We start from the raw sequence: 17,790 nt of genomic DNA, 5'->3' as shown, positions 1-17,790 counted from the left end.
CATGAGGCTGCGTACGAGTTCCTGGGAGCGGCCCGGCCTGAGCCGGGTGCGCTGCGGGCGGGGCTTCCGCTACCTCGACGCCGGCGGCGATCCGGTCACCGGCCCCGAGCAGCTCGACCGGATCCGGGCGCTCGCCATTCCGCCGGCCTGGCGGGAGGTGTGGATCTGCCCCTGGGCGAACGGCCACCTCCAGGCCGTCGGCCTCGACGACGCCGGGCGGTGCCGGTCGCTGCTGATGCGGAAGAAGCCGAGGTCGAGCAGGCGGACGGCACAGGCGGTGACCCGGTGCCGGGTCAGTCCGCGGCCCGCGAGGTCGGCGGTTCACCCGGCAGAGCGGGACGTACGGCCTGACGACCATGCTGCGCGGGACCGACCTGAACGAGGCCCTGCGCCGGCCGTCCGGGACCACGAGCACCGCCAAGGACTTCCGGACCTGGCACGCCACCGTGCCGACGGCCGTCGCGCTCGCCGTCACCACCGACGACGCCCCGTTGCTCCTCCTCCATCGACCCGCGCGTGTTCGAGCTGTTCGAGCAGGGGCGGACCGTGGCCCCGGTGCTCGCCCGGCTGGGCGAGCACCGGGACTTCGGGCGGCCTGCCACCCAGGACGCGGTCCTGGACCTGCTGACCGGGTGACCTGCGAGGTTCGCAAACGGCGGATGCGATTTACGCTCTATTGCATGACCGAAATCGCGAGCCCGTACATCTCCCATCCACGGATCATGGTGCTCGGGGTCCAGCCGGGCACGCCCCCGTTCCGCATCGTGGAGATCGACGGCATTGTGGTCGGGGAGGCGAAAGCCGTCACCGACGTCCTGTCCACCGCCGCCGCGTTCGGCATCACCGTCCATGATCTGGACGACCCGGACGTGGTGCGCTGGGTGGGCGGCGACAAGTTCACCTGGACCCGGCACTAGCCGTTCAGCCGACCGTCCACTTCTGGTTGGCGGCGCCGGTGCAGGACCAGATCTGCAGCCGGGTGCCGTTGGCCGAGTTGTTGCCGGTCACGTCCAGGCACTTGTTCGCCTGCGGGTTGACGATGTCGCGTGCCGCGGTGACCGTCCACCGCTGGGCGGCGGTGCCGTTGCAGTCCCACAGCTGTACGGGGGTGCCGTCGGCGGTGTTCCCGCCGCTGACGTCCAGGCACTTGCCGAGCGCCCGGATCGTGCCGTCCGCGCCGACCGCCCACCGCTGGGCGGCGGTGCCGTTGCAGTCATAGAGCTGTACGGGGGTGCCGTTGGCGTTGTTCGCGCCGGCGACGTCGACGCACTTGCCGGCCAGGCCCCTGATCGCGCCGCCCGCGGGAGTGTCGGCCGTGGTGACGGTGACGTGGTCGACCACCATCTGCTGGGGGAAGACGGTGGAGCCGTCCGGGTCGCCGGGCCAGTAGCCGCCCACCGCGAGGTTGAGGATCAGGAAGAACGGCTTGTTGAAGACCCAGCTGCGGCCGCCCAGGTCGGCCGGGGTGCGCCGCTGGTAGACGTTGCCGTCCACGGACCAGGTGATCGAGTCGGGCGCCCAGTCGATGGCGAAGGTGTGGAAGGCGTCGGCGAAGGCCTGCCCGCCCGGGAGGGTGTAGCCCGCGCCGATGCCGCCCGCGCCGGAGTAGCCGGGGCCGTGGATCGTGCCGTGCACCGTGGAGGGCTCGAAGCCGACGTTCTCCATGATGTCGATCTCGCCCGAGTCGGGCCAGTTCACCGGGGTGCCGAGCATCCAGAACGCGGGCCACATGCCCTGCCCGCGCGGCACCTTGATGCGCGCCTCGATGTGCCCGTACTGCGCGGTGAACTTCCCGGCGGTGTTCAGCCGGGCGGAGGTGTACTGGCAGGTCCCGTACCAGCACTGATAGTTGGCGGGGTTCTCGCGCCGGGCCGTGATGACCAGATGGCCCTGGCCGTCGAGGGCGGCGTTGCGGTTGCCGGCCGTGTAGTACTGCCGCTCGTGGTTGTTGACGTTGTCGCCGGTCTCGGTCTGCCACTTCGAGGAGTCGACCGCCGATCCGGCGGGCCCGTCGAAGGTGTCGGAGAACGTCACCGCGGCGACGCCGGCGTCCGCGTCGGTGTCGGCCCGGGCGGGGCCGGCCGCGGCGGTCGCGACCAGCACGGCCGACAGCGCGGCCAGCAGCCAGGCGCGCGGGCCGCGGAATCTGCGGGAAGAGGGCACGACTCTCCCTTCTGCCGGCGCCCCGGGGGATGCGGGGGCCGGACCGAGGTGGGGGGTGAAGGTGTGCCTCTTGATTTAAGGCGTGAGGTAACGATGCGTCAATACTCTGGTACGGACCAGGACTCGGCGGCTATCGGGGGTGCACCGCCCGTCCCATCCGCCGGCCCAGCAACAGGTAGCCGATGAGCGCGCCCGTGGTGTTCAGGATGACGTCGTCGATGTCGAAGGCGCGGCCGGTGATCATGGCGCCCTGGGCGAACTCGACCAGGAGCATCACCGTCGCGGTGAGCAGCAGTACCCGGATCACACCGCGGGTCTTCGGTGCGAGAACCGGGGCGAGCACTCCGAAGGGAATGCCCAGGAGCAGGTTGCCGCCGATCTGCTTGAAGGCGTCACGCAGTTCGGGCTGGTCCAGATAGGCCCTGAGCGACCGGCCCGGACGCAGGTTGGTGTGCGTCAGGGACTCCGAGGCGGGGGACGGCTCGAGAGTCAGCTTGGCGAGCACCACCGCGAAGGCCACCATGAGGGTGAACGCGCACAGCACCGCCAGCAACCGGCCCAGGAAGCGCAGCGGATGGGTGGAGCGGGGTGCCTTCTCGGGCTCGGTCACCGGCGGGGTTTTGCGCGGGCGCGGTCGGAACACCCCCGAGCGGGAAAGAAAGGCTGCACGGGCCACGCGGTCCTCCAGTCTTCAAATTCCCTCTGACGCAAGGCGGTTACCCGCTGGATCGCCGAGGATGCCGCCGGTCTTCCGCGAACTCGCGGTCGGTGGTGGCCCGCCCGAGCCGGCTCGTGGCACCGGCCCGGGCGGGCCCGCTTGGTCGCCGTGCTCGCGGCCGCGTCCGGAGTCATCCGGCCGGTGCGTGCCGCTGTGCCCGGCGTGCTCGTTCCGTACGGGTCCTGGCCGCCCGGTCACGCGGGCCCGAAGACGACCTTCACCTCCTTGAAGCCGAGCGAGCGCAGCAGGCCCTTGAGCATGCCCGTGGTGTTGCCCTCGGCACGCCGGGTCAGCTCGCTCTCCTTCGCGGCGTCACCGATGTGCTTCGCGGCGAGCTTCTGCACCGCCTGTTCGCTGTTGGGGTTGTCCGAGAACGCGTCACCGATCCGGTCGAGCAGCCCGCGCTGCTTGGAGACGGCGTAGGAGCGGTCGGGGTCGAGGGCGGGCTCGCCGAGTTTCGCGTGCGGCAGCCGGAGCGTGGCGGACGTCCGGTCCTTGTTGACCTTGACGTCGTTGTCGCCGACCTTGCCGAGGTCGACATAGGCGTCCACGCTGCCCGCCCCGACGTACAGCGTGCGCGAGCCGCGGATCGCGTCGGGCAGGTACTTGGCGTCCTTCTCCAGGTCCACCACGACCTGGAAGTTGCCCGAGGCGGCGTCGTAACGGCTGATGTCCTGGATGGACTCCAGCAGCGCGGGACCCGATCGGTCATGGGTCTCGGTGCCGAAGAGGTCCTTCAGGCCCGGGAGCACGGTCAGCCCGATCCCGGCGAACAGCACGGCCAGCACCAGCACAACGGCGCTCACGGCCTTCGCCCAGCCGGGCATGCGCCTGGGGAGGCGTCTGATGGGAGTCGTCATGGTGACGGCCCTCCTTCCTACTGTTCGAATGCCCCCCAAAAGCCGAGCGAGACACGGGGCCTGTCCGGTCCGTGCCGCTGACCGAGGCGGGCGGGGGCGCACGGGCGTGAAGCCGCTCAGTAGCATGAGCCCCGCCAGTCGGAATGATCATGCGAGGAGCCGTTCGTGCGAGACATCGCGGTGTTCAGCGGTAGCGCCCACCCCGACCTGGCGGCGGAGGTCTGCGCGCATCTGGGCGTGCCGCTCAGCCCCACCCGGGTCAGCCGGTTCGCCAACGACTGCCTGGAGGTGCAGCTCCAGGCCAACTGCCGGGAGCGGGACGTCTTCCTCGTCCAGCCGCTGGTCGCCCCGGTGCAGGAACACCTCGTGGAGCTGCTGCTGATGTGCGACGCCGCCCGCGGGGCGTCCGCCGGCCGGATCACCGTCGTCATGCCGCACTACTCCTACGCCCGCTCCGACAAGAAGGACGCGCCCCGGATCTCGCTCGGTGGGCGTCTGGTCGCCGACCTGATGGTCGCGGCCGGGGCGGGCCGGGTGCTCGCCATGACGCTGCACTCGCCCCAGGTGCACGGCTTCTTCTCGGTGCCGGTGGACCACCTGCACGCGCTGCGTGAACTGGCCGCCCATTTCCGCCACTACGACCTGTCCCGCACGACGGTCGTCTCGCCCGACCTCGGCAACGCCAAGGAGGCCGCCGCGTTCGCCCGGATGCTCGGCGCCCAGGTCGCCGCCGGCGCCAAGCAGCGCTTCGCGGACGACCGCGTCAGCATCAACTCCGTCATCGGTGACGTCGCCGGCCGCGATGTCATCGTGCTGGACGACGAGATCGCCAAGGGCAGCACCGTCCTCGAACTCCTGGACCGGCTCCGGGAGCTGGGACCGCGGTCCATCCGGGTGGCCTGCACCCACGGCCTGTTCACGTCCGGCGCCCTCAAGCGGATCGGTGAGCAGCCCGACGTACTGGAGATCGTGTGCACCAACACCGTGCCGGTGCCGGACGAGGAGCGCACCGACAAGCTGCAGGTGCTCACCGTCGCCCCGCAACTCGCCGAGGCCGTACGGCGCATTCACAACGGTGAGTCCGTCAGCGCCCTGTTCGACGCGCCGCGCAGCGAATAGACAGGAGGCAGCCGGGTATCGCCCGGCCTCACTCACGTGACGAGGAGGCCCCGCAGTGGCCAAGTCGAAGTTCCAACGGACCAAGCCGCACGTGAACATCGGCACCATCGGCCATATCGACCACGGCAAGACCACGCTCACGGCAGCCATCACCAAGGTGCTGCACGACCGGTACCCCGACCTGAACCCGTACACGCCGTTCGACCAGATCGACAAGGCGCCCGAGGAGCGGCAGCGCGGCATCACCATCTCGATCGCCCATGTCGAGTACCAGACGGAACGTCGGCACTACGCCCACGTCGACTGTCCCGGACACGCCGACTACATCAAGAACATGATCACCGGCGCGGCTCAGATGGACGGCGCGATCCTGGTCGTCGCGGCGACCGACGGGCCGATGCCGCAGACCAAGGAGCATGTGCTGCTGGCCCGGCAGGTGGGCGTCCCCTACGTCGTCGTCGCGCTGAACAAGACGGACCTGGTGGACGACGAGGAGATCCTGGAACTCGTCGAGCTGGAGGTGCGCGAGCTGCTCACCGCCTACGACTTCCCGGGCGACGAGGTGCCGGTGGTCAAGGTCTCCGCCCTGCGGGCGCTGGAGGGCGACGAGCAGTGGGCCCAGTCGGTGCTCGACCTGCTCGACGCGGTCGACTCGGCGGTGCCGGAACCGCGGCGGGACGTGGACAAGCCGTTCCTGATGCCGGTCGAGGACGTGTTCACCATCACCGGCCGGGGCACCGTCGTCACCGGCCGCATCGAGCGCGGCACGCTGCGCGTCAACAGCGAGGTCGAGATCATCGGCATCCACGAGCAGAAGACGAGGACGACGGTCACCGGCATCGAGATGTTCCGCAAGCTCCTCGACGAGGGCCGGGCCGGGGAGAACGTCGGCCTGCTGCTGCGCGGCGTCAAACGGGAGGACGTCGAGCGCGGGCAGGTCGTCATCAGGCCCGGATCGGTCATGCCGCACACCGCGTTCGAGGCGCGGGCGTACATCCTGTCCAAGGACGAGGGCGGTCGGCACACGCCGTTCTTCGACAACTACCGCCCGCAGTTCTACTTCCGCACCACCGACGTCACGGGCGTGGTGACCCTGCCCAAGGGCACCGAGATGGTGATGCCGGGCGACAACACCACCATGTACGTGCAGTTGATCCAGCCGGTTGCGATGGAGGAGGGACTGAAGTTCGCGATCCGCGAGGGCGGGCGGACCGTCGGCGCCGGACAGGTCACCAGGATCGTGACGTAGCCGGCCGCCAGCGTCACACCGAGCCGGACGCGGCCTCGGGCCGGCCCAGGGCCGCGTCCAGCGTCGGATGCGGAGGCAGCAGCCTGGACAGCCCGGTCAGCCGCAGCATGCGCAGGGTCAGCGGATGGACGCAGACCAGGAAGAGCTGTCCGCCGTGGTCGAGGACGCGGCGACGCGCCCGGTACAGCAGCCGCAGCCCTGAACAGTCGAAGAACTCCACGGGCCGCAGGTCGATCACGATCCGCGGGTGCGGGAGGGCCGTCAACCGGTCCAGCCAAGGGAGGAGTTCGACCGCCGCGGCGATGTCGATCTCGCCGTGGAACTCCAGGACCGTGTGCCCCCGGTCCTGGCGGACGCGCAAGTGGCGGGTGAGCGGCGCAGGCTCCTGCTGCACGACGACATCGCCTCCAACTTGCGGCCAGGGCGGCGGGGTTGTGGGGGGACCGAAAACGTTCCCCGCACTGCAAGTTACCCTCGATGGCGTGCATTTGAGCATGTTCGATTGACATATGTCTTCGAATTGCGCGCCGGAGTACGCCGGGTGGCACGCACGATGGCCGAGACCGCACCGCCTGACCGAAGGCCGTTGGTTCACGGACCTCGGTCAGGCGGTGCGGGAGACATGCGCGGGCCGGGTCACTCGCCCAGCAGGACCAGCTTTCCGGTGGTCCGGCCGGTGTCACCGAGCCGGTGCGCCTCGGCGGCGTCGGCCAGCGGGAAGGTCCCGGCGATCGTGGCCCGCAAGGCGCCCTGCTCGACCAGGTCCGCGACGGCCCGCATCCCGGAGTGCGAGGCGTCCACGAGCATCCGCAGCGCGCGCACGCCCAGCCGCTCGGCCTCCTGGTACAGCTCGTCCGAGCCGACCGGCAGGATCGACACCAGCAGCCCGCCCGGGCGCAGCACCCGCAGCGAGCGCAGGCTGTAGTCGTCGCCGATGGTGTCCAGGACGACATCGACGTCCCGCACGGCCTCGGCGAAGTCCGTCGACCGGTAGTCGATCAGCTCGTCCGCGCCGAGCTCGCGCAGGAAGTCGTGCTTGCCCTCGCTCGCCGTGCCGATGACGTACGCGCCGCGCGCCTTGGCGATCTGCACGGCCACGTGACCGACCCCGCCGGCCGCCGCGTGGATCAGCACCCGCTGCCCGGCCTGGAGGTCGGCCGTCTCGGCCAGCGCCTGCCAGGCGGTCAGCGAGACCAGCGGCAGCGCGCCCGCCTGGACATGGTCGATGACGGCGGGCTTCAGGGCGAAGGCGCGGGCCGGACCGGTGACGAGCTCGGCGTGCGAGCCATGCCCGAAGGGGTAGGGCAGCATGCCGAAGACCTCGTCGCCGGGCTGGAAGCGGGCGACGCCGATGCCGACCTCCTCGACCACCCCGGAGACGTCCCAGCCGAGGACGAAGGGCGGCCGGCCCAGAAAGCCGCCGTGCTGGCGGTGCTTCCAGTCGGTGGGGTTGATCCCGGCAGCCCGCATCCGGACCAGGATCTCGTTGGGGCGCGGCGAGGGCCGCGGCAGCTCGACTTCCTTGAGGACCTCGGGACCGCCGAGGACGTCCTGGCCGATGGCGCGCATGGAGTTCACAGTGCTCATGGTCGTCCAGCCTGGCGGATGTCACCCGTCCGGAAAATGGCAAGATTGCCAATGTCCGCTACGATCGTGCCATGCAGCGAGCGCGAGTGGAACGGGTCGTCGTCCTGGCACTGGAGGGGGTCTACCCCTTCGAGCTGGGCATCCCGGCCCGGATCCTGGGCGCCGCGGACGGCCGGTACGAGGTGCTGACGTGCAGCGTCGACGGCCGGCCGGTGCGCACCAACGCCGACTTCACCATCGGCGTCGCCCACGGCCCCGAGATCCTGGCCACCGCCGACACCGTGGTGATCGCCGCGATCGAGCCGGCGCACATCCCCGGTGAGCTTCCGGACGAGATCGCCGCCGCCCTGGCGCTGATCCGCCCCGAGGCGCGCGTGGTCTCCATCTGCACCGGTGCCTTCGTGCTCGCCGAGGCCGGACTGCTCGACGGCCGCAAAGCCACCACCCACTGGCAGGTGGCCGACTACTTCAGCCGCAGGTTCCCGCAGGTCGACGTCGACCCCGATGTGCTGTTCGTCGACGACGGCCGCATGCTCACCTCCGCCGGTGCCGCCTCCGGCGTCGACGTATGTCTGCATCTGGTCCGCAAGGACCACGGCAGCGAGCTGGCCAACCGGGTCGCCCGCCGCTGCGTCGTGCCGCCCTTCCGGGACGGCGGCCAGGCCCAGTACATCGAGCAGCCGGTCCCCGACCAGGGCGCTGCCGGCACCGCGGCCACCCGCGCCTGGGCCCTGGAGCGGCTCGGCGAGCCGCTGACACTGGCCGACCTGGCCGCCCACGCCCGGATGAGCCGGCGCACCTTCGCCCGCCGCTTCAACGAGGAGGTGGGTCTGAGCCCCGGCCGCTGGCTGATCCAGCAGCGGGTCGCCCGGGCCCGGCATCTGCTGGAGGCCAGCGATCTGCCGGTGGACCACATCGCCGGCGAGGTCGGCTTCGCCACGGGTGCCTCCCTGCGCCAGCATCTGCACGCGGCGATCGGCGTCTCCCCCCAGGCCTACCGCCGGACCTTCCAGGAATCGCGCCGGGTCTGAACGTTCCCGGCCGCGGCCGCGTCGGAGGAGCGACGGACAACCTGCAGGGGGTGGATGTGCGCACACGGCTGATGGCGGTGGCGTTCGTGGTGGCCGTGACCGCGGTGGGCTGCGGCGACGACGGGGAGGGCGTGGTGGTCGAGGGTTCGGCCCCGGCCACGCCGTACGGAGGACCGCTGCACGTACCCGTACGGCAGCTCGACGAGGACAGCCCGCGGGCGACCCGGATCGGATCCGGCGCCGCGGGCCGCGCCCTGGAGTGCGACGGCGAGATCCACTCGGGCGGCGGCAGCGACCCGTGGAGCGAGGGGGACGGGGGCGCCACTCCGGAGGAGGGCCTCGAGGTCCACTTCGACATCGAGCAGCCCGACGTGCCCCGCACCGGCTACCGCGAGGAGCGCCGGGAGGACGGCCGGGTGCTGTACTCCCTCGATGTCGGGGGCCGCACCAAGGTCGCCGTGATCGTCGCCGAGGACCGGAAGAACCGGCCCGGCTGGGGCCCGGAGACCAGCGCTTCCTGCGACCCGGCCGAACTGCCGGAGAGCTTCACCACCGCGCAGGGGTACGAGATCTGGACCGACCGGCACGGGCGGCGCGTGCCGACCACCACGGCGCACAGCAATCCGGGTCCCGAGCACTGCGACTGGCAGCGGGCCCACTTCCTGTCGACGGGCCGGGGCGAGGACGCGAGGCTGTACGCCCGCGACCCCGCGAAGGTGCTGCCCCCGGGCGCCCTCACCTCCCGCTACGACGGCGATGCCCGCCTGCCCGCCGACGCCCGCGACACCGGATACCGGTACCAGGGCTGGGAGTTGTGGCTGACGGACGACGACCCGTCCGCGGCGTACGTCCGCACCCCCGACGGGGTCGAGCGGTGGCCCGGGGTGAAGGACGGCTTCGGCTGCGCCTGAGGACCGGGGCCAGGCCCGGACCCAGTCGTGATCACCGTGCCTGCCTAGGCCCCTTCGGCCGCGTACACTCGCGCGCCCCCCACATAGGTCCGTGCCACGCGGGTCTCCGCGATCTCCTCCGGTGGTCCGGCGAACGGATCGCGGTCCAGGACCACGAGATCCGCCAGCGCCCCCGCCCGCACCGCCCCGGTGTCGTCGAGATGGTTCACGTACGCCGATCCGGCCGTGTAGACGGTCAACGCCTCGGCGAGAGCGATGCGTTCGCCGGGCAGGAACACCGGCCCCGTGCCGCCGGGCACCACCCGGTTCACCGCCACATGGATGCCCTCCAGCGGGTCGGGGCTGCTGACCGGCCAGTCGCTGCCCGCCGCGAGCCGGGCTCCGGAGCGCAGCAGCGCGCCGAACGGGTACTGCCATCCGGCCCGTTCGGGCCCGAGGAAGGGAAGGGTCAGCTCGTCCATCTGCGGTTCGTGCGCCGCCCACAGCGGCTGGATGTTCGCCGTGGCCCCGAGCGCCGCGAACCGCGGCACGTCATCGGGGTGCACGACCTGGAGATGGGCCAGGTGCGGCCGGGTGTCGCTCGGCCCGTTCGCCCCGCGTGCCGCCTCGATCGCGTCCAGGGCGTCGCGTACCGCCCGGTCGCCCAGCGCGTGGAAGTGGCACTGGAAACCGAGCGCGTCCAACTCGGTCACGAACTTCGGCAGTTGTCCTGGGTCCAGGAAGCTGGTGCCCCGGTTGGCGGTGGCGCAGCCGCACCGGTCCAGGTACGGGTCGAGCAGGGCCGCGGTGCCGTTCTCGGCGACCCCGTCCAGCATCAGCTTCACGGTGCCGGCCCGGAACCGGCCGTGGCTCAACGCCTCGCGCCGCTCGACGAGTTCGGGGATCTGCTCGGCGCCGCGTCCGCGGTCCCACCACAGCGCGCCGACGACGCGCGCGGTCAGTGAGCCGTCGCGGGCGGCCGCCAGATACGCCCCGGCCGGGTCGTCCATGCCGAGGAAGTCCCCGACGAGCGCGTCCTGCCAGGCGGTGATGCCGAGGGAGTGCAGATGGCGCTGGGCGTGCAGCAGCGCGGCCAGCCGGTCCCCGGGCGTGGCGGCAGGGGTGAGCCGGCCGACCAGGTGCATCGCCCCCTCCTGGAGCGTCCCGCTGGGCGCCCCGGAGGCGTCCCGCTCGATCCGCCCGTCGGCCGGGTCGGGGGTGTCGCGGGTGACCCCGGCGAGTTCCAGGGCGCGGCTGTTGACCCACGCCCCGTGGTGGTCGCGGTTGGGCAGGTACACCGGCCGGTCGGGCACCACCGCGTCCAGCAGCTCCTTGGCCGGCGTACCGCCCTCGAACGCCTCCATGGACCAGCCGCCACCGGTGATCCACTCCCGCTCGGGGTGCGCGTCGGCGTACGCGCGGACGGCGGCGACCGACTCGGCCGCGGTCTTCGCCCCGGTCAGATCGCACTGGGTGAGTTCGAGGCCCGCCGGTACCGGATGGACGTGCGCGTCCTGGAAGCCGGGCAGCAGCAGCCGTCCGGCCAGCTCCACCACCTCGGTGCGCGGCCCGGCGAGCTCCCGGACCTCGTCCCCTCCTACGGCGGTGACGCGGTCGCCGGTGACGGCCACGGCGGTGGCGGTGCGGCCCTCGGGGGTGAGGACGGGGCCGCCGGTGAAGAGCAGGTCTGCGTGCATGTGGGGTTCCTTGCGACTAGAAGGGTGAAGGCGCCGCCTCAGAGGGCGCGGGGAACTGCGCGACCGGCCACGACGGCGCCGCGCAGGAGGGACGGCCTATCGCGGCACTTTCAGCGGTGCGCCCGGCAGGGCGTCCGCGTCGGTGCCCCGACCGGTGCGGAAGTACGGCGATCTGCGCACGAACCGGGCCCACGCGGCGGCCAGGAGGCCGGAGGCGATCATCGCCAGGGGAGTGGCCAGCAGGAACCAGCCGTTGTCCGCGCTGACTTCGAAATGGTCGGCGGAGGTGTAGAAGGACCAGCCGAGGTAGCCGCCGAGCCCGAGCAGGGTCAGGGCGCTCAGCGTGGGCAGCACCACCGCCCGCACGCCCTGCCGCCAGTCCTCGCGCAGCAGGGCACGGAACCGGACGGCGGCGGCGAGCGCGGTGAGCGCGTAGGACAGGGCGACCACGATGCCGATGGCGCTCACCGTCGCCATGATCATGTCCGCCAGGCGCGGAATGACCAGGGCCAGCGTCGCGACCGCCGCCGCGAGCGCGCCGACCAGCAGCGTCCCGGCCGCCGGAGTCCCGTACCGGGGGCTGACCTTGGACCACACCGGGCCGAGCGTACGGTCCCGGCTCATCGCGAACATCCCCCGGGCCGCCGGAATCACCCCGGCCTGCAGCGAGGCGACCGCCGAGAACATCAGCGCCACCAGGGGCAGCGCCGCCAGCGGCTGGGAGGCCAGCCGGTCACCGAAGAACGCCAGGCCCTCGGCGCCGTGACCGGCCAACTCCTCCGGGGACAGCACCCGTTGGAAGGCGACCGAGCCGAGCAGGAAGAGCGCCAGCATGGTGAACAGGGTGGTGAAGCCGGCTCTGGACGCGTCGCGGGGGTCGCGCACCTCCTCGGTGACGGTGAACGCCGCCTCGAAGCCCCAGTAGCAGAACACCGACAGCAGCAGGCCCTGGGCGAGTGCCGTGGGCGACGGGATCGCGAACGGGTCGAACCAGCTCAGGCTGAACGCGTGCGGTCCGGTGACGATGCCGTAGCCGCAGAAGCCCAGCAGGACGGCGTACTCGAAGACGAGCAGCCAGCCCTGGAGGCGGGCCGCCTTGCGGACGCCGGTCACCGCCGTCAGGGTGACCGCGACCAGCACGACGATGCCCACCGCGGTCGTCTGAGCGGTCGAGCCCGGGTCCAGGTCCAGGCCGCCCAGCCGGTGCACGCCCGCGTCCCCGGCGAGCTGGATCATCGCCGAGCCGGTGACCGCGGTGGTGTACGCGAGGAAGGCCACCGTCGCCACGATGCTCACCCAGCCGACCATGAAACCCAGCCAGGGATTGAGTGAACGGCCCACCCAGACATAGCCGTTGCCCGCGTTCGGCTCGACGCGGTTGAGCCGGGAGTAGGCCCCCGCGATGCCGAGCACCGGCAGGAACGCCAGCAGCATGATCGCCGGCAGATGCAGTCCCACCACCCCGGCCGTGACCCCGAGGCCGATGCCGATGCTGGTGGTGGCCGCCGTGCTCGACGCGGCGATGGCGACGCCGTCGAGGACGCCCAGGGACTTGCGCAGCGCGGGTGGGCCCACGGCTGGAGGAGTGACGGTCATGGTGGCTCCGCTCGCACCAGGGGGCCCGACAGGCCCCGGTGACCGCACATGAAACTGGCCGTCGGCTTCACAGGTCAACGGTGTTGTCGTAAGGTGCGCCCACCTGGACAACGGAGGCAACCATGAGCGACCGTGTCGTCCCGGCCGCCGACCGGCGGCGCCGCCGCCCCACCAAGCAGGGCGTCGTGCTGTCCGAGGAGCTGATCGTCGCCACCGCGCTGCGGCTGATCGAGGAGCACGGCGCCGAGGCGCTGTCCGTCCGCCGCCTCGGCCGCGCCCTGGGCGCCGACCCCAGCTCCCTGTACCGCTACTTCCGGCACACCGACGACCTGATGCTCGCCATCGCCGACGAGTTGATCGGCCGCACCCTGCGGACCTGGCGGCCGACCGGCGACTGGCGGGCCGACCTGCGTGACCTGGGCCTGCGCATGCACGCGGGGGCGCTCGCCCACCCCCGGGCCGCGGTGCTCAGCGCCTACCGGGTGACCGGGCGGGTGCACGAGATCCAGGCCGTGGAGACCATCCTCGGCCTGGTGCGCGACGCCGGGTTCCCCGACTCCGAGGCGGTGCGCGTCTACCACGCCTTCGTCGACCAGGCCCTCGCCTTCGGCGCCCTGGACTCGGCGAGCACAGCCTTGCCGAAGGCCGCCCGGGACGCCGAGAGCGCCGTGTGGGAAGCCACGTACGCCCGGCTGCCCGCGGGCACCCATCCACACATCGCCGCGACCGCCCGCCATCTCGTCGCCGACATGCGGCGCAGCTCCTATCCGGCCGCCCTGGATCTGCTGCTCGACGCGGCGGCGGCCCGGCTCGCGGAAATCCAGGGACGTACGTGATCACCCGCTGCCACACTTGCTCCCCACCGACCGACGTCCCGCCAGGAGGCTGTTCCCGATGACCCCGCCGCCCGCACGGCCCGCGAAGCAGCGCAAGCTCGACACCCTGCACCGCCTGGAGCACGACGAGGACCTGTGGGTCGCCACCGCCGGCACCGACGGGGGAGCGCCCTACCTCGTGCCGCTGTCCTTCCTCTGGGACGGTGAGACGTTGCTCCTCGCGACGCCCGCCGCCAGTCCCACCGGCCGGAACCTCCGAGCCACCGGCACCGTGCGGATCGGCCTCGGGCCCACCCGGGACGTGGTGATGGTCGACGGCACCGTCGAGGCGCTCACGCCGGACGGACTCAGGGCGGGGGAGGGGGACCGGTTCGCTGCCAGGACCGGCTTCGATCCGCGCGAACTCACCACCGAGTACCTGTACTTCCGGGTGCGGCCGCGGCGTGTGCAGGCCTGGCGCGAGGCGAACGAGCTCGCCGGACGGGAGTTGATGCGCGACGGGGAGTGGCTGATCGCGGACTGATTTGCGCGGGCGGGGATATCCGAACGGGTAAGGGCGGCGGGGCAGTTCGGCTCCGCTCCCGCAACCGTACGGAGGAGACATGGCACTGGTGAAAGCGGGGGTCTTGGTGCTCGACTGCGCCGAGCCCGAGAAACTCGCGGTGTTCTACAAGGAGTTCCTGGAGGCCGAGCAGACCGAGGCGAACGCCAACCGGGTGGAGATCAAGGGCGCGGACGGCACCCGGCTCGCCTTCCGCCGCGACGTGAACGCGACCCCGCCGAGCTGGCCCCGCCCGGAGAACTCCCTCCAGACGCATCTGGACTTCGTGGTGGAGGACCTGGACGAGGCCGAGCGCAGGGTGATCGGCCTGGGCGGGCGCCCGCTGGAGACCAAGGACGCCTCGGGCCCCTTCGAGGAACGCGGATACGCCGACCCGGCCGGTCACTCCTTCACCCTGCGCCTTGTGACACCGACGGCGCCGAAACAGGGTTAGGGGTTGTTGCCGTCCTTGTTGACCTCGGACGGCCACACTCCGGTGGTCCGTTCGACGGCCTTCGCCCCGGTGCGGTTCAGGGCGCTGCGGACCACCGCGAAGATGGCGCCCTGGAGGGCGGAGGCGAGCAGGATCTCGCCCCAGCCGCGCTCCCGGTCCAGGGCGTCGGGGGCGTCGTCCTCGTTCCGGATCGCCTTCCACGTCTTCTGGAAGGCGATGCCCGCCAGCGCGCCGCCCGCCCAGCCGATCGCGAAGCCGAGGGGTTTGTAGGCGAGGGGAAGCTTCAGCTTCTGTTCCTTCTTCTTGGCCACGTCTGTCTCCTAAGGGGTCGGGTCCGACACCTGCTCGGCCGCGGGCACCGGCCCGGGCGGGGCGCCGGTGCCGAAGGGCCGGCCGCCCAGCCTCTCCCGGTCGTGCGGGGCGCGCCAGCCGGACAGGTCCGGGCCGAGCGGCACGATGCCGGTCGGATTGATGCCGGTGTGCACCTGGTGGTAGTGCCGTTTGATGTGGTCGAAGTCGACGGTGTCACCGAACCCGGGCGTCTGGTAGAGATCGCGGGCGTACGCCCACAGCACCGGGTTCTCCGCCAGCTTCCACAGGTTGCACTTGAAGTGACCGTGATAGACGGCGTCGAAACGCACCAGTGTGGTGAACAGCCTGATGTCCGCCTCGGTGATCGTGTCGCCGACCAGGTACCGCTGCCCCTCCAGCCGCCGGGACAGCAGCTCCAGCCGCCGGAACACTCCCGCGCAGGCCGCCTCGTACTCCTTCTGGTCCGTGGCGAACCCGGCCGCGTACACGCCGTTGTTGACGTCCCTGTAGACCTCCGCCATGACCGTGTCGATCTCGTCCCGCGACTCCCGCGGGTACAGGTCCGGCGCCCCGTCCCGGTGCAGGGCCGTCCACTCGGTGGCGAAGTCCAGGGTGATGCGCTGGTAGTCGTTGGTGACCAGCTGCCCGCTCGGCACGTCCACGAGCGCGGGCACGCTCACCCCGCCGGGGGCGTCCTTCTCGCGTGCGTCGTAGGCCTCGGCGAGGAAGCGGATGCCGAGCACCGGATCCCGGTCGTCCGGGTCGAGGGTGAAGCGCCAGCTGCGGTCGTCCTGGATGGGGTCGGTGACGGCCATCGACAGGGCGTCCTCCAGGCCCAGCAGGCGCCGGGAGATCACCGCCCGGCTCGCCCACGGGCAGGCCCGGCTGACGACCAGCCGGTAGCGGCCCGCCTCCACCGGCCAGCCGTCCCGGCCGTCGGCGGTGATCCGGTCGGTGAAGTGGCCCGCGGACCGTTTGAACGACTTGTGGCCGTAGGCGGCGTTGCCGTCGTGGGGCATCAGCCCCTCCTCTCCTGTCGGACCTCCACCGGGTCCCCCGATTTCGCCCGACGGCACCGTGTGATCAGCCCTGCGCCGGGCATTCGCCGAAAAATGAGTAGCACGACGACACAAGCGGACAGCAGGACGCGGATCACCGTGCTGGTGGCGCTCGCGGCCAATCTCGTCATCGCCGTGGCCAAGGCGGTGGGCGGGCTGGCCGCGCACTCACCGGCCCTGCTGTCGGAAGCGGCGCACTCGGTCGCCGACAGCGTGAACGAGGTCTTCCTCCTCGCCGCGCTGCGCCGCAGCCGCCGTCCCGCGGACCGCCGGCACCCGTTCGGCTACGGCAAGGAACGCTTCTTCTGGTCGCTGCTCGCCGCCGTCGGGATCTTCGTCATGGGCGGCTGCTTCTCCTTCTACCAGGGCGTGGAGGCCCTCAGGAACGGCGCCGAGGAGGAGCTGGAGGGCTATGTGGCCGGTCTGGTCGTGCTCGCCTTCGCCCTGCTGGCCGAGGGCACCTCGCTGGCCCGGGCCCTGTACCAGGTGCACCGGCAGGGCGGTCTCGGCGACGGCGGGCTGCGCGACCCGGCGCTGCGTACGGTCGTCGCGGAGGACGGCACCGCGGTGCTCGGCGTGACCCTCGCCCTGGTGGGCATGGCCCTGCACATGGTCACCGGCCAGGTGGTCTACGAGGCGGCCGCCTCCCTCGCCATCGGCGCCCTGCTGGTCTACGTCGCCTACCGGCTGGGCCGCGAGGCGCGTGACCAGCTGATCGGTGAGGCGGCCGATCCCGCTGCGGCGGACCGGATCCGGGAGCTGCTCTGCGCGCAGCCCGAGATCGACAGTGTGGAGGCGCTGTTCACCATGAAGACGGGCCTGGAGAGCGCGTTGGTGGCCGCGCGGGTCGACCTGGTGCCGGGCCTGGACAGCGAAGAGGTCGAGGAGGTCGCCGTACGGATCAAGCGGGCCGTCGGCGAGGCCGTGCCCGAGGCGGAGCAGATCTTCCTGGACATCACCGACCGGGCCGCCCAGGAGGGACGACAAAGCCCCGCCGCGACGGGGGAACGCGGCGGGGCCTGACGATCGGGTGCCCGGGGGGCGGGGGTTCATGCGTGCTGAGAAAAAAGTTTTCGTGCGAGGCCCGTCAGTCGCCCTCGACCGGCTCCAGGACGAACACCGGGATCTCCCGCTCGGTCTTCCGCTGGTAGTCGGCGTACGGCGGATACGCCGCCACGGCCCGCTCCCACCAAGCGGCCTTCTCGGCTCCGGTGACCTCACGCGCCCTCATGTCCCGCTTGTGGGGGCCGTCCTGGAGTTCCACCAGCGGTTCGGCCCGGACGTTGTGGTACCAGACGGGGTGCTGGGGCGCCCCGCCCAGGGAGGCGACCGCGGCGTACCGGCCCTCGTGCTCGACGCGCATGAGCGGGGTCTTGCGGAGCTTGCCGCTGCGGGCGCCCCGGGTGGTCAGCAGGATGACCGGCAGGCCGGTGTCCCGCAGGGTCGTGCCGCGGGTGCCGCCGGAACTCTCGTACAGCTCCACCTGCTCGCGCACCCACTGCGTCGGGCTGGGTTCGTACTCGCCGTCAAGAGGCATGGCATCGGTCCCATCGTCGTGTTCCGCGGCTGACGCTCTACCTACCCCAACACAGATGCGTGCACGTTTCATCCGTTCGCAGGGAGGCGATCCGGCCGACCTGCCCCTCGGCGCACCCGAATCTGCGGATGCCGGAACCCGT

General features: G+C 71.7%; 19 protein-coding genes and 1 pseudogene. 10 read left to right on the top strand and 10 right to left on the bottom strand.

Going from position 1 to position 17,790, the window contains the following annotated elements; genetic code table 11:
* Nucleotide 1: 1 nt before the first annotated feature.
* Nucleotides 2-148, top strand: a pseudogene (locus tag M8H82_RS36820) (DNA topoisomerase IB); the annotation flags it as partial.
* 532 nt (nt 149-680) lie between these two features.
* A complete protein-coding gene (locus M8H82_RS21585; protein WP_250076467.1) occupies nt 681-917 on the top strand; it encodes a hypothetical protein in 237 nt (78 codons plus the stop codon).
* A gap of 4 nt (nt 918-921) precedes the next feature.
* Here the strand turns inward: M8H82_RS21585 and M8H82_RS21580 are convergent, their stop codons facing one another.
* From M8H82_RS21580 to M8H82_RS21570, 3 genes are all read right to left on the bottom strand, one after another.
* Nucleotides 922-2,163 (bottom strand): lectin, encoded by a 1,242-nt coding sequence (locus M8H82_RS21580; RefSeq protein ID WP_250076466.1) that lies wholly within the window; start codon nt 2,161-2,163, stop codon nt 922-924.
* Between the two features lie 130 nt (nt 2,164-2,293).
* Entirely contained in the window at nt 2,294-2,839 is a 546-nt protein-coding gene (locus M8H82_RS21575) for a VanZ family protein (RefSeq protein ID WP_374211682.1), read from the bottom strand.
* A gap of 236 nt (nt 2,840-3,075) precedes the next feature.
* Nucleotides 3,076-3,741, bottom strand: coding sequence for a DUF4230 domain-containing protein (locus tag M8H82_RS21570; RefSeq protein WP_250076465.1), 666 nt, complete (start codon nt 3,739-3,741; stop codon nt 3,076-3,078).
* Between the two features lie 165 nt (nt 3,742-3,906).
* Here M8H82_RS21570 and M8H82_RS21565 point away from each other — a divergent pair, with 165 nt between their 5' ends.
* Both M8H82_RS21565 and tuf read left to right on the top strand, forming a co-directional pair.
* Nucleotides 3,907-4,860 carry a ribose-phosphate pyrophosphokinase gene (locus tag M8H82_RS21565; protein WP_250076464.1) on the top strand — a complete coding sequence of 318 codons (954 nt, stop codon included), beginning with the start codon at nt 3,907-3,909 and terminating at the stop codon, nt 4,858-4,860.
* Nucleotides 4,861-4,915: 55 nt separating this feature from the next.
* A complete protein-coding gene (gene tuf / locus M8H82_RS21560; protein WP_250076463.1) occupies nt 4,916-6,109 on the top strand; it encodes an elongation factor Tu in 1,194 nt (397 codons plus the stop codon).
* Nucleotides 6,110-6,122: 13 nt separating this feature from the next.
* Here the strand turns inward: tuf and M8H82_RS21555 are convergent, their stop codons facing one another.
* Both M8H82_RS21555 and M8H82_RS21550 read right to left on the bottom strand, forming a co-directional pair.
* Entirely contained in the window at nt 6,123-6,503 is a 381-nt protein-coding gene (locus M8H82_RS21555; protein WP_250076462.1) for an anti-sigma factor antagonist, read from the bottom strand.
* A 242-nt stretch (nt 6,504-6,745) separates the two neighbouring features.
* A complete protein-coding gene (locus M8H82_RS21550; protein WP_250076461.1) occupies nt 6,746-7,696 on the bottom strand; it encodes an NADP-dependent oxidoreductase in 951 nt (316 codons plus the stop codon).
* Nucleotides 7,697-7,767: 71 nt separating this feature from the next.
* On the opposite strand from M8H82_RS21550, the gene M8H82_RS36475 reads away from it, so the two are divergent.
* A complete protein-coding gene (locus M8H82_RS36475) occupies nt 7,768-8,727 on the top strand; it encodes a GlxA family transcriptional regulator (protein ID WP_284049175.1) in 960 nt (319 codons plus the stop codon).
* Between the two features lie 56 nt (nt 8,728-8,783).
* Nucleotides 8,784-9,638, top strand: a complete 855-nt coding sequence (locus M8H82_RS21530) for a hypothetical protein (protein WP_250076563.1) — start codon at nt 8,784-8,786, stop codon at nt 9,636-9,638.
* A gap of 44 nt (nt 9,639-9,682) precedes the next feature.
* On the opposite strand, the gene M8H82_RS21525 is transcribed toward M8H82_RS21530, so the two are convergent.
* Both M8H82_RS21525 and M8H82_RS21520 read right to left on the bottom strand, forming a co-directional pair.
* Nucleotides 9,683-11,314: an amidohydrolase gene (locus M8H82_RS21525; protein ID WP_250076460.1), complete on the bottom strand. Its 1,632-nt coding sequence runs from the start codon at nt 11,312-11,314 to the stop codon at nt 9,683-9,685.
* Between the two features lie 96 nt (nt 11,315-11,410).
* A complete protein-coding gene (locus M8H82_RS21520) occupies nt 11,411-12,910 on the bottom strand; it encodes an APC family permease (RefSeq protein ID WP_250076459.1) in 1,500 nt (499 codons plus the stop codon).
* Between the two features lie 122 nt (nt 12,911-13,032).
* On the opposite strand from M8H82_RS21520, the gene M8H82_RS21515 reads away from it, so the two are divergent.
* From M8H82_RS21515 to M8H82_RS21505, 3 genes are all read left to right on the top strand, one after another.
* Complete coding sequence (locus M8H82_RS21515; protein WP_250076458.1) at nt 13,033-13,746, top strand: TetR/AcrR family transcriptional regulator; 714 nt, start codon at nt 13,033-13,035, stop codon at nt 13,744-13,746.
* 58 nt (nt 13,747-13,804) lie between these two features.
* On the top strand, nt 13,805-14,269 hold the full coding sequence (locus M8H82_RS21510) for a pyridoxamine 5'-phosphate oxidase family protein (protein WP_250076457.1): 465 nt from the start codon (nt 13,805-13,807) through the stop codon (nt 14,267-14,269).
* Between the two features lie 79 nt (nt 14,270-14,348).
* Complete coding sequence (locus M8H82_RS21505; RefSeq protein ID WP_250076456.1) at nt 14,349-14,741, top strand: VOC family protein; 393 nt, start codon at nt 14,349-14,351, stop codon at nt 14,739-14,741.
* Here M8H82_RS21505 and M8H82_RS21500 read toward each other — a convergent pair.
* Nucleotides 14,738-15,052 (bottom strand): DUF4235 domain-containing protein, encoded by a 315-nt coding sequence (locus M8H82_RS21500; protein ID WP_250076455.1) that lies wholly within the window; start codon nt 15,050-15,052, stop codon nt 14,738-14,740. The two genes, M8H82_RS21505 and M8H82_RS21500, sit on opposite strands and share 4 nt — an antisense overlap.
* 9 nt (nt 15,053-15,061) lie before the next feature.
* On the bottom strand, nt 15,062-16,072 hold the full coding sequence (locus M8H82_RS21495; protein WP_250076454.1) for a glutathione S-transferase family protein: 1,011 nt from the start codon (nt 16,070-16,072) through the stop codon (nt 15,062-15,064).
* Between the two features lie 138 nt (nt 16,073-16,210).
* On the opposite strand from M8H82_RS21495, the gene M8H82_RS21490 reads away from it, so the two are divergent.
* Entirely contained in the window at nt 16,211-17,134 is a 924-nt protein-coding gene (locus M8H82_RS21490; protein WP_374211685.1) for a cation diffusion facilitator family transporter, read from the top strand.
* Nucleotides 17,135-17,198: 64 nt separating this feature from the next.
* Here the strand turns inward: M8H82_RS21490 and M8H82_RS21485 are convergent, their stop codons facing one another.
* Complete coding sequence (locus M8H82_RS21485; protein ID WP_250076452.1) at nt 17,199-17,648, bottom strand: nitroreductase family deazaflavin-dependent oxidoreductase; 450 nt, start codon at nt 17,646-17,648, stop codon at nt 17,199-17,201.
* Between the last annotated feature and the right edge of the window lie 142 nt (nt 17,649-17,790).

Origin of the sequence: Streptomyces sp. YS415 (genome assembly GCF_023544665.1) — a bacterium.
In the GTDB taxonomy this organism is placed as follows: Bacteria; Actinomycetota; Actinomycetes; order Streptomycetales; family Streptomycetaceae; genus Streptomyces.
The sequence above is the reverse complement of the archived record's forward strand: the minus strand, read 5'-3'. Positions and strand labels throughout refer to the sequence as shown.

Excerpts from the sequence above, each read along its gene's own strand:
- M8H82_RS21585 (WP_250076467.1), top strand. The coding sequence starts at position 681 with ATGACCGAAATCGCGAGCCCGTACATCTCCCATCCACGGATCATGGTG.
- M8H82_RS21570 (WP_250076465.1), bottom strand. The coding sequence starts at position 3,741 with ATGACGACTCCCATCAGACGCCTCCCCAGGCGCATGCCCGGCTGGGCG.
- M8H82_RS21550 (WP_250076461.1), bottom strand. The coding sequence starts at position 7,696 with ATGAGCACTGTGAACTCCATGCGCGCCATCGGCCAGGACGTCCTCGGC.
- M8H82_RS36475 (WP_284049175.1), top strand. The coding sequence starts at position 7,768 with ATGCAGCGAGCGCGAGTGGAACGGGTCGTCGTCCTGGCACTGGAGGGG.
- M8H82_RS21525 (WP_250076460.1), bottom strand. The coding sequence starts at position 11,314 with ATGCACGCAGACCTGCTCTTCACCGGCGGCCCCGTCCTCACCCCCGAG.
- M8H82_RS21520 (WP_250076459.1), bottom strand. The coding sequence starts at position 12,910 with ATGACCGTCACTCCTCCAGCCGTGGGCCCACCCGCGCTGCGCAAGTCC.
- M8H82_RS21515 (WP_250076458.1), top strand. The coding sequence starts at position 13,033 with ATGAGCGACCGTGTCGTCCCGGCCGCCGACCGGCGGCGCCGCCGCCCC.
- M8H82_RS21510 (WP_250076457.1), top strand. The coding sequence starts at position 13,805 with ATGACCCCGCCGCCCGCACGGCCCGCGAAGCAGCGCAAGCTCGACACC.
- M8H82_RS21505 (WP_250076456.1), top strand. The coding sequence starts at position 14,349 with ATGGCACTGGTGAAAGCGGGGGTCTTGGTGCTCGACTGCGCCGAGCCC.
- M8H82_RS21495 (WP_250076454.1), bottom strand. The coding sequence starts at position 16,072 with ATGCCCCACGACGGCAACGCCGCCTACGGCCACAAGTCGTTCAAACGG.
- M8H82_RS21485 (WP_250076452.1), bottom strand. The coding sequence starts at position 17,648 with ATGCCTCTTGACGGCGAGTACGAACCCAGCCCGACGCAGTGGGTGCGC.